Annotated in this window: 11 protein-coding genes; 9 read left to right on the forward strand and 2 right to left on the reverse strand. The window is 60.1% G+C overall.

The window, feature by feature from the left end; translation table 11 throughout:
- Positions 1-39: 39 nt before the first annotated feature.
- The gene (locus BXA01_RS21340) at positions 40-1848 is read right to left on the reverse strand and encodes a cation:proton antiporter (RefSeq protein ID WP_076566033.1); all 1809 of its coding nucleotides are present in this window, start codon (positions 1846-1848) and stop codon (positions 40-42) included.
- 108 nt (positions 1849-1956) lie between these two features.
- Here BXA01_RS21340 and xerD point away from each other — a divergent pair, with 108 nt between their 5' ends.
- The 7 genes from xerD (at position 1957) to BXA01_RS21375 (ending at position 9365) form a co-directional block, all read left to right on the forward strand.
- Complete coding sequence (gene xerD, locus BXA01_RS21345; RefSeq protein WP_016771535.1) at positions 1957-2853, forward strand: site-specific tyrosine recombinase XerD; 897 nt, start codon at positions 1957-1959, stop codon at positions 2851-2853.
- Between the two features lie 366 nt (positions 2854-3219).
- The gene (gene dsbC / locus BXA01_RS21350) at positions 3220-3951 is read left to right on the forward strand and encodes a bifunctional protein-disulfide isomerase/oxidoreductase DsbC (RefSeq protein ID WP_016771534.1); all 732 of its coding nucleotides are present in this window, start codon (positions 3220-3222) and stop codon (positions 3949-3951) included.
- Positions 3952-4082: 131 nt separating this feature from the next.
- Complete coding sequence (locus BXA01_RS21355) at positions 4083-5387, forward strand: homoserine dehydrogenase (protein ID WP_024011722.1); 1305 nt, start codon at positions 4083-4085, stop codon at positions 5385-5387.
- 105 nt (positions 5388-5492) lie between these two features.
- The gene (thrC, locus tag BXA01_RS21360; RefSeq protein WP_024011723.1) at positions 5493-6902 is read left to right on the forward strand and encodes a threonine synthase; all 1410 of its coding nucleotides are present in this window, start codon (positions 5493-5495) and stop codon (positions 6900-6902) included.
- Between the two features lie 120 nt (positions 6903-7022).
- Complete coding sequence (locus BXA01_RS21365; RefSeq protein ID WP_076566035.1) at positions 7023-8396, forward strand: transporter substrate-binding domain-containing protein; 1374 nt, start codon at positions 7023-7025, stop codon at positions 8394-8396.
- 117 nt (positions 8397-8513) lie between these two features.
- Positions 8514-8921 carry a response regulator gene (locus tag BXA01_RS21370; RefSeq protein ID WP_041478191.1) on the forward strand — a complete coding sequence of 136 codons (408 nt, stop codon included), beginning with the start codon at positions 8514-8516 and terminating at the stop codon, positions 8919-8921.
- Positions 8922-9083: 162 nt separating this feature from the next.
- Positions 9084-9365: a DUF3509 domain-containing protein gene (locus BXA01_RS21375; RefSeq protein ID WP_016771530.1), complete on the forward strand. Its 282-nt coding sequence runs from the start codon at positions 9084-9086 to the stop codon at positions 9363-9365.
- 220 nt (positions 9366-9585) lie between these two features.
- On the opposite strand, the gene BXA01_RS21380 is transcribed toward BXA01_RS21375, so the two are convergent.
- The gene (locus BXA01_RS21380) at positions 9586-10785 is read right to left on the reverse strand and encodes a CaiB/BaiF CoA transferase family protein (RefSeq protein WP_076566037.1); all 1200 of its coding nucleotides are present in this window, start codon (positions 10783-10785) and stop codon (positions 9586-9588) included.
- A gap of 146 nt (positions 10786-10931) precedes the next feature.
- Between BXA01_RS21380 and BXA01_RS21385 the strand changes: the two genes are divergently transcribed.
- On the forward strand, positions 10932-11474 hold the full coding sequence (locus BXA01_RS21385) for a YaeQ family protein (RefSeq protein ID WP_007908961.1): 543 nt from the start codon (positions 10932-10934) through the stop codon (positions 11472-11474).
- Between the two features lie 54 nt (positions 11475-11528).
- On the forward strand, positions 11529-13238 hold the full coding sequence (recJ, locus tag BXA01_RS21390) for a single-stranded-DNA-specific exonuclease RecJ (protein ID WP_016771527.1): 1710 nt from the start codon (positions 11529-11531) through the stop codon (positions 13236-13238).
- The last annotated feature ends 106 nt before the right edge of the window (positions 13239-13344 follow it).

Consider the following 13344-nt stretch of genomic DNA (forward strand, 5'->3'; position numbering starts at 1 on the left):
GGAATACAGTGGGAGCGAGCCTGCTCGCGAATCGATCCATCAGGCGCTGGAACCTTCTGGTTGAATCAACGCCAGCAACGTCCACCCCGCACCCGGCTTCAACGCCGTTTCCGGTGTCACCACATGCACCCAGCCGCTGTCATCACGCATGAACAGCAGCGTCGCTCGATTGCCGTGCAGCGCCCGGTAATCCTCCCAGCCGAAGCCGTCCGTCAATGTCGTGCTGTAGAGCTCCGCTCCCTGGCCCATCTGGCCGGCCAGTTTCGAATAGGTCAGTGCCTCACTGCCCAACTGATTGCCCCGGTGTTCCAGGCTCGCCCGATGTTTATCGCTGCGGCGGCTTTCATGGCCGCTGGCCAGACCGAACAGGCGCTGATGACCGAAGTCATGACGAAAGCGCATCGCCGCCAGTGTGTTCAGCTCGCCTGAGGGTGACAGCGCCAGCAAATGCCCCAACCCCACCAGATCCAGATGCGCGTCGGCATGCTGCGACGCCGGGTTGCCGAAATAAGTCGGCAAGCCTTCCATGCGTGCCGCGCGGATATTCTCCCAGCTCGAATCGGTCAGCAGTACGCGACTGCCCAGTTGCTGCAGCGACTTGCCCAATGCGCGGGCCGGGCCATTTGCACCGACGATCAGAAAACCGCTCGGCGCCGGTTCGGCGACCTTTAACAGCCGTGCCAGCGGACGCGCCGTTGCGCTTTGCAAAACCACGGTGCCGATGATCACCGCAAAGGTCAGCGGCACCAGTAGCAGGGCGCCTTCATGTCCGGATTCATCCAGGCGAATCGCGAAAATCGCCGAGACAGCCGCAGCGACGATCCCGCGTGGCGCGATCCAGCACAGCAACGCCCGTTCACGCCAGCTGAGACTGGAACCGGCGGTGCTGAGCAAAACATTCAATGGGCGAGCGATCAACTGGATCACCAGCAGCAGAATCAACACCAGCGGTCCCAGACCGATCAACGCGTTCAGGTCCAGGCGCGCCGCGAGCAGGATGAACAGCCCGGAAATCAGCAACACGCTGAGGTTTTCCTTGAAGTGCAGGATGTGCCGCACGTCCACGCCTTTCATGTTGGCTAGCCACATGCCCATCAGCGTCACCGCCAGCAGGCCGGACTCATGCATCACTTGGTTGGCACAGATGAATATCGCCAGCACCGCTGCCAGCGAGGCCAGATTGTGCAGGTATTCCGGCAGCCATTGACGTCGGATTACCGTCCCCAGCAGCCAGCCACCGACGACACCAAACACGGCGCCGCAGAGGATCACCCCGCCGAAGGTGAGAAGACTTTGCTTGAGGCCATGCCCTTCAGCGCTGGCGATGATGAAGCTGTACACCACGACGGCGAGCAGAGCGCCGATCGGATCGATGACGATGCCTTCCCAGCGCAGGATGTTGGCGATCGAGGCTTTTGGCCGCACCACCCGCAGCATCGGCACGATTACGGTCGGACCGGTGACCAGCGTCAGGCTGCCAAACAGAATCGCCAGCATCCAGTCGAAGCCCAGCAGAAAGTGCGTGGCTACCGCGATGACGATCCAGGTCGAAATCGCACCGAGGGTCACCAGTCGATGAACGACGCTGCCGATCTCTTTCCATTCCGACAGGTGCAGGGTCAGGCTGCCTTCGAACAGGATCAGCGCCACCGCCAGCGACACCAGTGGCATCAGCAGCGGGCCGAACATTTCCTGCGGGTCGAGCCAACCCAGCACCGGGCCGGCCAGAATGCCGGTCAGCAGCAGAAACAGAATGGCCGGCAGCTTCAGGCGCCATGCCAGCCACTGACAACCCAGCGCCGCCGCGCCGATCCCGCCAAATGCCAAGAGAATTTGCTGCTCGTTCATTGATGCTCCCTGTTCCTTGATCTGGCTGGCTATGAAAGACTAGCGGCCATTCCCGTCGTTCACTGTCTATTTGCGCGCAGTGTTAAAAACTGCCTGCCCTGAGCACCCATGCCTGCCATCGACCATCCGCTGATTGATCAATTCCTCGACGCTTTATGGCTGGAGAAAGGCCTGTCCGACAACACCCGCGACGCCTATCGCAGCGACCTCGCGCTGTTCAACGGCTGGTTGCAGGAGAAAAACCTCGAACTGATCAATGCCGGCCGCGAGTTGATCCTCGATCACTTGGCGTGGCGGCTGGAGCAAAACTACAAGCCGCGCTCCACCGCGAGATTTCTCTCCGGGGTGCGTGGTTTTTATCGCTATCTGCTGCGGGAAAAACTGATCAGCGTCGACCCGACGTTGCGCGTCGACATGCCGCAATTGGGCCGGCCGTTGCCCAAATCGCTGTCGGAAGCCGATGTCGAAGCGCTGCTCAAGGCGCCGGACCTGAGTGACGCCATCGGCCAGCGTGACCGCGCGATGCTGGAAGTGCTGTATGCCTGTGGCCTGCGCGTGACCGAGCTGATCAGCCTGACGCTGGAGCAGGTCAACCTGCGCCAGGGCGTATTGCGGGTGATGGGCAAGGGCAGCAAGGAGCGTCTGGTGCCGATGGGCGAGGAGGCGATTGTCTGGGTCGAGCGCTATATGCGTGATGGTCGTGGCGAGTTGCTCGGTGGCCGCCCCAGCGATGTGCTGTTCCCCAGCCAGCGCGGCGAGCAGATGACCCGGCAGACGTTCTGGCATCGGATCAAGCATCAGGCCAAGGTCGCCGGGATCAGCAAATCGCTGTCGCCGCACACCTTGCGTCACGCGTTCGCCACGCACCTGCTCAACCACGGCGCGGACTTGCGCGTGGTGCAGATGCTGCTCGGGCACAGCGACTTGTCTACGACGCAGATCTATACCCATGTCGCCCGCGCGCGGTTGCAGGATCTGCACGCCAAGCACCACCCTCGCGGCTAAGGCAGGCTTCCATGTTGAGAGAATTACCTGTGGTGAGGGGATTTATCCCCGTTCGGCTGCGCAGCAGTCGCAAACCCGGCTGGTTCGATTTTGACTGAAAGATCGCGGTGGATGGTTTAGGGCTGCTTCGCAACCCGTCGGGTATAAATCCCCTCGCCACAATGATGTGTGTCAGCCAAATGTGGTTGTGGGTCAGTTGTACAAGCATGAAGGTGTGTCAGTTGCACATGAGTGTGTGGCGACAGGCGCATTCGGCCCTCGTGACCTTATGTGTTAGGCTTTGCCGGTTTGCACGATGGACGGTTATGACCCGGTGTTTCGCACGGGCGTTCTGATCGTTCCATCCGCCCGCCCTCAGGAGTACTCATGCGTCTGACCCAGATTTTCGCCGCCGCCGCTATTGCGCTGGTGAGCACCTTTGCCGTCGCCGATGACGCGGCCGACAAAGCCATTCGTCAAAGCCTGGAAAAACTCGAACTCGAGGTTCCGGTCGAGAGCATCAGTGCCAGCCCGTTGCCTGGCATGTATGAAGTCAAACTCAAAGGCAGCCGCGTGCTGTACGCCAGCGCCGATGGCCAGTACATCGTGCAGGGCAACCTGTATCAGCTGGCGAATGGCAAACCGGTCAACCTGACCGAGAAGACCGAACGCCTGGGCATTTCCAAACTGATCAATGCCATCCCGGTGGCCGAAACCGTGGTCTACCCGGCTGTGGGCGAGACCAAATCGCACATCACCGTGTTCACCGACACCACCTGTCCGTACTGCCACAAACTGCATGCCGAAGTGCCCGAGCTGAACAAGCGCGGCATCGAAGTGCGCTACGTGGCGTTCCCGCGCCAGGGCCTGAATTCGCCTGGCGACGAACAGCTGCAAGCGGTTTGGTGCTCGAAAGACAAGAAAGCCGCCATGGACAAAATGGTCGATGGCAAGGAAATCAAAGCCGCCAAGTGCGATAACCCGGTTTCCAAGCAATTCGCCCTCGGTCAGTCGATCGGCGTGAACGGTACACCGGCCATCGTTTTGGCCGACGGTCAGGTCATTCCGGGCTACCAGCCGGCGCCACAAGTCGCCAAACTGGCGCTGGGCGCGAAGTAATTCGCATCGTCACGGGCAACCGTTGACGATCGTGGTCCGGCAGCTACAGCGCCGGGCCATCAACAGAGAGCCGCGAGCACGCGGCTGTTTTCCGGCCGACCCTGTGTCGGCCGTTTCATGGGGAGTTCACAGTGAATCCGGTCAAAGTAGGCATCTGTGGGTTAGGGACCGTCGGTGGCGGTACCTTCAACGTACTTCAGCGCAACGCCGAGGAAATTGCTCGTCGTGCCGGGCGTGGAATCGAAGTGGCACAAATTGCCACGCGCACGCCAAAGCCTCAGTTCCAGACGACCGGTATTGCGATTACCAACGATGTCTTCGAAGTGGCCACGAACCCTGAGATCGACATCGTCATAGAGCTGATGGGCGGCTACACCGTTGCCCGCGAGCTGGTACTCAAGGCCATCGAGAATGGCAAGCATGTGGTCACCGCGAACAAGGCGCTGATAGCCGTTCACGGTAATGAGATTTTCGCCAAGGCACGCGAGAAAGGCGTGATCGTGGCATTCGAAGCGGCCGTGGCCGGTGGCATTCCGGTGATCAAGGCGATCCGCGAAGGCCTGTCCGCCAACCGCATCAACTGGGTTGCCGGGATCATCAACGGCACCGGCAACTTCATCCTCACCGAAATGCGCGAGAAGGGCCGTACGTTTGAAGACGTGCTCGCCGAAGCGCAGGCGCTGGGTTACGCCGAAGCCGACCCGACCTTCGACGTCGAAGGCATCGATGCCGCGCACAAGCTGACCATTCTGGCGTCTATCGCCTTCGGTATTCCGCTGCAATTCGACAAGGCGTACACCGAAGGCATCACCAAACTGACCACTGCCGACGTCAACTACGCCGAAGCGCTGGGCTATCGCATCAAGCACTTGGGTGTGGCGCGCAGCACTGACGCCGGCATCGAGTTGCGCGTGCACCCGACGCTGATTCCGGCCGATCGCCTGATCGCCAACGTCAACGGCGTGATGAACGCAGTGATGGTCAACGGCGACGCCGCCGGTTCGACGCTGTTCTACGGTGCCGGCGCTGGCATGGAGCCGACCGCTTCCTCGGTGATCGCCGATCTGGTCGACGTGGTTCGCGCGATGACTTCCGACCCGGAAAACCGTGTGCCGCACCTGGCCTTCCAGCCGGACTCGCTGTCGGCGCATCCGATCCTGCCGATCGAAGCGTGCGAGAGCGCTTATTACCTGCGCATTCACGCCAAGGACCACCCGGGCGTACTGGCGCAGGTGGCGAGCATCCTGTCGGAGCGCGGCATCAATATCGAATCGATCATGCAGAAGGAAGTCGAAGAGCATGACGGCCTGGTGCCGATGATCCTGCTGACCCACCGTGTGGTCGAGCAGCGCATCAACGATGCGATCACCGCGCTGGAAGCACTGGCTGGCGTTGACGGCCCGGTTGTACGGATCCGTGTCGAACATTTGAACTAAAGCAGCGGCAAGCTTCGAGCTGCAAGCGGCAAGAGAGAAGCAGTCTGGCTTTTACTTGCGACTTGCAGCTTGCAGCTTGCAGCTCAAACCGAAGGTTTGAAAAAAATGCGATATATCAGTACTCGCGGCCAGGCCCCGGCCCTGAATTTCGAAGAGGTCCTGCTGGCCGGTCTGGCGACCGATGGCGGTCTGTACGTGCCGGAAAACCTGCCACGTTTTACTCAGGAAGAGATCGCTTCCTGGGCTGGCCTGCCGTATCACGAACTGGCCTTCCGGGTGATGCGCCCGTTTGTCACCGGCAGCATCCCGGATGCCGATTTCAAGAAGATCCTCGAAGAAACCTACGGTGTGTTCGCCCACAGCGCCGTTGCGCCACTGCGTCAGTTGAACGGTAATGAATGGGTGCTTGAGCTGTTCCACGGCCCAACCCTGGCGTTCAAGGATTTCGCCCTGCAACTGCTCGGTCGTCTGCTCGACTACGTGCTGGAAAAGCGCGGCGAGCGCGTGGTGATTGTCGGTGCCACCTCTGGAGACACCGGTTCTGCGGCCATCGAAGGCTGCAAGCACTGTGAAAACGTCGACATCTTCATCCTGCACCCGCATCAGCGTGTATCGGAAGTGCAGCGTCGGCAGATGACGACGATCTTCGGCGAGAACATCCACAACATCGCCATCGAAGGCAACTTCGATGACTGCCAGGAAATGGTCAAGAACAGCTTCGCCGACCAGAGCTTCCTCAAAGGCACGCGTCTGGTGGCGGTGAACTCGATCAACTGGGCGCGGATCATGGCCCAGATCGTTTACTACTTCCATGCGTCCCTGCAGTTGGGCGGTCCGGCGCGTTCGGTGTCGTTCTCGGTGCCGACCGGCAACTTCGGCGACATCTTCGCCGGCTACTTGGCGCGCAACATGGGCCTGCCGATCAATCAGTTGATCGTGGCGACCAACCGCAACGACATCCTGCACCGCTTCATGAGCGGCAACCAGTACGTCAAGGAAACCCTGCACGCAACGCTGTCGCCGTCGATGGACATCATGGTGTCGTCGAACTTCGAGCGCCTGCTGTTCGACCTGCACGGGCGTAACGGTGCGGCGATTGCCGGCCTGATGGACTCGTTCAAAAAGGACGGCAGCTTCAGCGTCGAACAAGAGCGCTGGACCGAAGCACGCAAGCTGTTCGATTCGCTGGCGGTGGACGATGCGCAGACCTGCGAAACCATCGCCGACGTATACGAGCAGACCGGTGAAGTCCTCGACCCGCACACTGCCATCGGTGTGAAAGCTGCGCGCGAATGCCGTCGCAGTCTGGATATCCCGATGGTGATTCTGGGCACTGCCCATCCGGTCAAGTTTCCTGAGGCAGTGGAGAAAGCGGGTGTAGGAAAAGCGCTCGAACTACCTGCACATCTTTCGGATTTGTTTGAGCGAAACGAGCGTTGCACGGTTCTGCCAAACGACCTGAAAGCCGTGCAAGCCTTTGTCAGCCAGCATGGCAACCGCGGCAAGCCACTTTAAGCCAGTAAAAGCTGTCACATTTTGAAGCCCGTCTCCTGACGGGCTTTTTTGTTTCTGCTGCCACACTGCTCGGGTTTTCACCCACGAAGGACGGGTGAGTCGATCACGAAGGAAATGGCAATGCTGTTTTACAGAGGTTTGAAACCGGCACTGGGCTGGTTGTTTTTGTTGGCGGTGCTGGGATGGATGCACAGCGGCGTGGCAGCGCAGATGGCACTCGATCAGGCCAATGCGTCGGGCAATGTGCCGGCTGTCGAGCTGGATGCGCACGAGCGGCAATGGATCCGTGACAACCCCAGAGTAACGGTGGCATCGGTGCAATATCCGCTGTACCTGTTTCAGGACGAACACGGCCAGTGGAGCGGTCTGAACAACGATGTGCTCAAGCGGGTCAGCGCGATGACCGGTCTGCAATTCGAGCACCAGGAATCGTTCTCTACCGACCATATGCTCGATCGCCTGCAAAGCGGGGTCGCGGACATCAGTACGACGTTGGCCATGAGCGATGAACGCAAGGCGTTTCTCGATTTCAGTCATGCTTTCGGAGGGGCTGGCTGGGTGTTTGTCGGACATGCCAATGCCCCGAGGGTGGAGTCTTTCGAGCAACTGGCGAAGCGCGTTCTGGTGCTGCCCGCCCGGCATGCCCTGGAGGATGCGATTCGGCGCGATTATCCGTCGATTGAAATACGCTCGGTGAAAACCTACGCCGAAGCGCGGGCGCTGGTCGAGAGTGGGGAAGCCTACGCAACCATCGAAAACGAAATCGGCGCGCAGCTCTATCCGTTGGGCATGCTCAAGGTCGGTGCCCTGGTAGAGGGCAAGTGGGAAGCCGATCATCTGGCTGTACGAAAAGGCATGCCGCAACTACTGAGTATTCTTAACAAGGCGCTGGAAGCTTTCCCTGCTGCGGAGTTGCGGGCGATTCGTCTCAAGTGGCTGGCAGGCGTTTCGCCGCCGCCCGTGCCCTCCGTGTGGAGGCGCCTGGTCGAGTGGGCATGCTGGGCGATGGGGGGAATCGGCGTTTTCGGAATGCTGTCGCTGGTGTGGAACCGGCGCCTGTCGGCCGTGATCAAGCTGCGGTGCGCGGCGGAAAAGGAGTTGGGCGATCAACTGGCCTTTCAGCACGCCCTGATCGATTCGATGCCGGATCCGGTGTTTGTCCGTGATCTGCACGGGCGTTTGATCATCTGCAATCGCAGTTACGAGGAAGCGCTGTCGGTGCGCCAGGACCAGATGCAGGGACGCTTGCTGATCGAAGTCGATGCGTTTCCGGAAACCACCGCGCGGATGCTCCACGACGAATTCATCGCCCAGTTGCAAACCCGCAAGTCGCGCTTCAGCAAACGCCAACTGCTGTTCAAGGGCGGGCCTCGCGAGGTTTATCAGTGGACCGTGCCGTTTTACAGCGGCGACGGCAAATTGCGCGGCTTGTTGGGCGGCTGGACCGACATCACCCAGCGTCGGACCGAGAGCGGGTGCCGCTGTCTGCAGTAAAGAAGGGAAATGTCCTGCAAGACGCGGCTACTTTTCTGATGGGAGGCTTAAGACGCCTGCCCTAGAGTGAACGACACCTGCGGTGAGAGTCCGCGATGATCGCTCCAGAGGTCGCCCATGCGCTCGCTTAAAGTCCTGATTCTTGAACCCAACCCGTTCCAGCTCATGGCATTGCATCAAATGCTCAATGCCATCGGCATCTACGACGTATTGACCGCGCCTTCTCTGGCGTCAGCCTTGTCTTCACTGGGGCATCGCGGTGCGGTCGATATCGCCATTTGCGATCCGCAGCTCAAAGGTGGCGATGGGTTGGCATTGATTCATCACCTGGCGGCGCACCATGAGGCGCGTGCCCTGATTCTGCTGGGCTCGGTCGCGCAGAGTTTGTTGAGTGATCTGGAGCCGGTGCTTCGTCAACAACGCCTGCGCCTGCTGGGGCGTCTGCAGACACCGGTTTCGGCGGTGTTGATGCGAGGTCTGCTGGACAGTTATCTGATCACTGCGCAGGCACTCATCGAGGCCTGATACCGGCGAATATTTTTCTGTCATCTTCGCCATGCATGCTCTGTCAGACACGGTCCTGCAAGGTCGGAACGTGACAGGCAGAACTTTCTTCTCGGGCCGGTGGTCATTTAATGTGAACACGCCCCAGGCACTGTGTTTTCGGACTATTGAGTGGAGATCGAGATGGAAAGTATCAGTCTATTGCTCGGTGAGGCTCTGAGCCCGTATCAGGTGACGCTGACCCCTCGCGGCAGCCATGGTGAATGTCTGGTGACGCTGAAGAACAGCAGCGGCGCCATTGTGGTGGAACGCGAATTCAATCAGGCCCAGTTGAGCGACAAGCGCTTGCTGACCGACGTGGTGGACGGCCTGCACCGTGACGTGATGATCGCCGAAGGGCGGCTGGAACCCTGCGTCATTGCGGCGTTGCGCAATGCAGCTCTGGACAAGCGTCCGGCCCTGTAAAGATGAAATATTTTTTGTGGGAACCTTCCTGCATCCCTGTCAGTCAGACCCCATAACAGCAGGATCAAGCATTGTGCTCCGGTGCTTGTCGCTTGCTGCTACGGGTCTCGAAGCAGACCCCGTTTAACCCCGAGTCGTCTCCCCACTTCTCGGGGTTTCTTTTGCCCGGCGTTTGCCCTGTGCACAGCTTTTTGCTCGAAAACCAAACCTCCAGCGTTGCTCAAATGGCCCCGTCTTCGCGCAGCCGAGCGATTTGCGCCGCGTCGTAGCCCAGATCGCCAAGCACCTGCGCATTGTGTTCGCCAAGCTGCGGTCCGACCCATTCGGACGAGCCCGGCGTTTCCGACAGCTTCGGCACGATGCCGGGCATCTTGAAATCCTTGCCGTCCGGCAGCTTGGCATGCAGGAACATCTCCCGCGCCAAGTATTGCGGATCGTTGAACATGTCCTCGGCGCTGAAGATCCGGCTGACCGGTACGTCGGCCTGATTGAGCAAGTCGAGAACGATCTGCAGCGGTAAGGAATTGACCCAGCGATCAATCACGCCATACAACTCGTCCCGGCGACTGTCACGCCCGTCGTTACTGGCCAGCAGAGGGTCGTTGGCAAGATCTGCGCGGCCAATCACAAGCATGAAGCGTTTGAAGATCGCATCACCATTGGCGCCGATCTGCACATGTTTGCCGTCGGCACTGGTGTGAATCGAAGAGGGCGTGATGCCCGGCATAATGTTACCGCTGCGCTCGCGGATGAAACCGAAGACGTCGAACTCCGGCACCATGCTTTCCATCATCGCGAAGATAGCTTCATAAAGCGCAACGTCGACCACTTGGCCCAGTCCGCCATTGACTTCGCGATGACGCAGCGCCATCAGTGCACCGATCACGCCCCACAGCGCGGCAATCGAATCGCCGATGGAAATCCCGGTGCGCACTGGCGGCCGGTCTTCGAAACCGGTGATGTAACGCAAACCGCCCATGGATTCGCCGACCGCGCCGAAGCCGGGCTGATCTTTCATCGGCCCGGTCTGACCGAAACCGGACAGGCGCACCATGACCAGTTTCGGGTTCAGGGCGTGCAGGGTTTCCCAGCTCAGACCGAGTTTTTCCAGTACGCCGGGGCGAAAATTCTCGATGAGAATGTCGGCTTCGCCCAGCAGCTGTTTCAGGATCGCCAAGCCGTCGGGGTGTTTCAGATTGAGGGTCAGCGACTTCTTGTTGCGCGCCTGGACAAACCACCACAACGAGGTGCCTTCGTACAACTTGCGCCATTTGCGCAGGGGATCGCCGCCGTCCGGCGATTCGATCTTGATCACTTCGGCGCCGAATTCGCCGCAAATGCGCGAGGCAAACGGCCCGGCAATCAACGTACCCAATTCAATGACTTTCAGACCCGAGAGCGGTTTGCTGGTGAACGGCATGCGAAATCCTGTAGGACAAGGCTGAGCGGATACAGGGTTTTAACATAGCCGGCTGTCAGACGCCGCAGCTTGATTGCCATCAATTCGATGATTGCCTGTGGCATCGGTTAGACTTGCCGACTTTCCTCGTATCAAGAAGCCCGTTCATGGCCCAGCCGTCCACAACCTACAAATTCGAACTGAACCTCACCGACCTCGACCGCAGCGTCTACGAGAGCGTCAAGCAGACCATCGCCCGTCATCCTTCGGAGACGGAAGAACGCATGACTGTGCGGCTGCTGGCCTACGCGCTCTGGTACAACGAGCAGCTGTCGTTCGGCCGTGGTCTGTCAGACGTGGATGAACCGGCCTTGTGGGAAAAGAGCCTGGACGACCGTGTCCTGCACTGGATCGAAGTCGGCCAGCCGGATGCCGATCGCCTGACCTGGTGCTCGCGCCGCACCGAACGCACCAGCCTGCTGGCCTACGGCAGCCTGCGTGTCTGGGAAACCAAGGTGATCCCGGCGATCAAGAACCTGAAAAACGTCAATATCGCCGCCGTCCCGCAGGAAGTGCTGGAGACCCTGGCCAAGGACATGCCGCGCGTTATCAAGTGGGACGTGATGATCAGCGAAGGCACGATCTTCGTCACCGACGATCGCGGTCAGCACGAAGTCCAGTTGCAATGGCTGCAAGGTGAGCGCGGCTGAGGTCGCGACACCGCTGATATTTCCCACGAATCAAAGAGAAGCCTCCGTCGCCCCATGCGTATCGAACCTCGTCAATTGCCTGCCACGTTGCCTTTCCTCGGTGATCTGCCGCCACTGCTGACCCGCCTGTACGCGGCGCGGGGCGTGCAGTCTGAGGCGGAGCTGGACAAGAGTCTGGCGCGCTTGATCCCGTTCCAGCAGCTCAAAGGCATCGATGCGGCAGTCGACCTGCTGGTGACGGCATTGGAGCAACGCCAGCGCATTTTGATCGTCGGCGACTTCGATGCGGACGGCGCCACCGCCAGCACCGTCGGTGTCCTCGGCCTGCGCCTGCTTGGCGCGGCGCATGTCGATTATCTGGTGCCGAACCGTTTCGAATACGGCTATGGCCTGACGCCGGAAATCGTTGAAGTAGCGCTGACCCGTGAACCGCAGTTATTGATCACCGTCGACAATGGTATTTCCAGTGTCGAAGGCGTCGCGGCGGCCAAGCGCGCCGGACTGAAGGTGTTGATCACCGACCACCACTTGCCCGGCGATGAACTGCCGCAGGCTGATGCGCTGGTCAATCCGAATCAGCCGGGCTGCGAATTTCCGAGCAAAGCGCTGGCCGGCGTCGGGGTGATCTTTTACGTACTCATGGCGTTGCGCGCGCGTCTGCGCAGCCTCGGCTGGTACGAGAGCAAGCCACAACCGAACATCGGCGAACTGCTCGATCTGGTGGCGCTGGGCAGCGTCGCCGACGTGGTGCCGCTGGATGCCAACAACCGCATTCTCGTGCATCAAGGGCTGGAGCGGATTCGCGCCGGCCGGGCACGGCCGGGGATCAAGGCGATTCTCGAAGTCGCCAAGCGAGAGGCTGCGCGGATCACTTCCACCGACCTGGGTTTCATCGTCGGCCCGCGCCTGAACGCCGCCGGGCGTCTGGACGACATGAGCCTGGGCATCGAATGCCTGCTCACTGCCGACGCCAATCTGGCGCGGGAGATGGCTGCGCAACTGGACGGTATGAACCAGGATCGCAAATCCATCGAGCAGGGCATGCAGCGTGAAGCGCTGGCGCAGCTCAAGGATCTGCCAGTCGAATCGATGCCGTTTGGTCTGTGCCTGTTCGACCCGGAGTGGCACCAGGGCGTGATCGGCATTCTCGCTTCGCGCATGAAAGAGCGCTATTTCCGCCCGACCATTGCCTTCGCCGATGCCGGTGATGGTCTGCTCAAGGGCTCCGGTCGCTCGGTGCAGGGCTTCCATATTCGCGATGCGCTGAGCGTGGTCGCAGCGCAGCATCCGAACCTGATCGCCAAATATGGTGGTCATGCGATGGCCGCTGGTCTGACCTTGCCGCAGGAGAATTTTCCGCTGTTCGCCGAGGCGTTTGACGCTGAGGTGCGCAGGCAACTTCGAGAAGAAGACCTCACCGGGCGCATGTTGTCGGACGGCACGCTGGCCGTTGAAGAGTTTCATCTCGAACTGGCTCGCGCCTTGCGCCACGCCGGGCCATGGGGTCAGCACTTTCCGGAGCCGCTGTTTCACGGTGTGTTTCAACTGGTCGAGCAGCGTGTGGTCGGCGAACGGCATTTGAAAGTGGTGCTGAAAAGCGAATGCGGTTCGGTGAAACTCGATGGCATCGCGTTTGGCATTGATCGCGATGTGTGGCCGAACCCGACGATTCAATGGGTTGAACTGGCGTACAAGCTCGACGTTAACGAGTTTCGTGGCAACGAGACTGTGCAGCTGATGATTGCTCATATCGAACCGCGTTAAGCCATTCGCGAGCAGGTTCGCTCCCACAGGTACGGTGCAGTCTTGTGGGAGCGAGCTTGCTCGCGAAAGTGTCCTTTCACACACTGAATTACTCTGAACCCTCCGT

The organism is Pseudomonas sp. B10, assembly GCF_900156235.1.
GTDB classification, from domain to species: Bacteria; Pseudomonadota; Gammaproteobacteria; order Pseudomonadales; family Pseudomonadaceae; genus Aquipseudomonas; species Aquipseudomonas siliginis.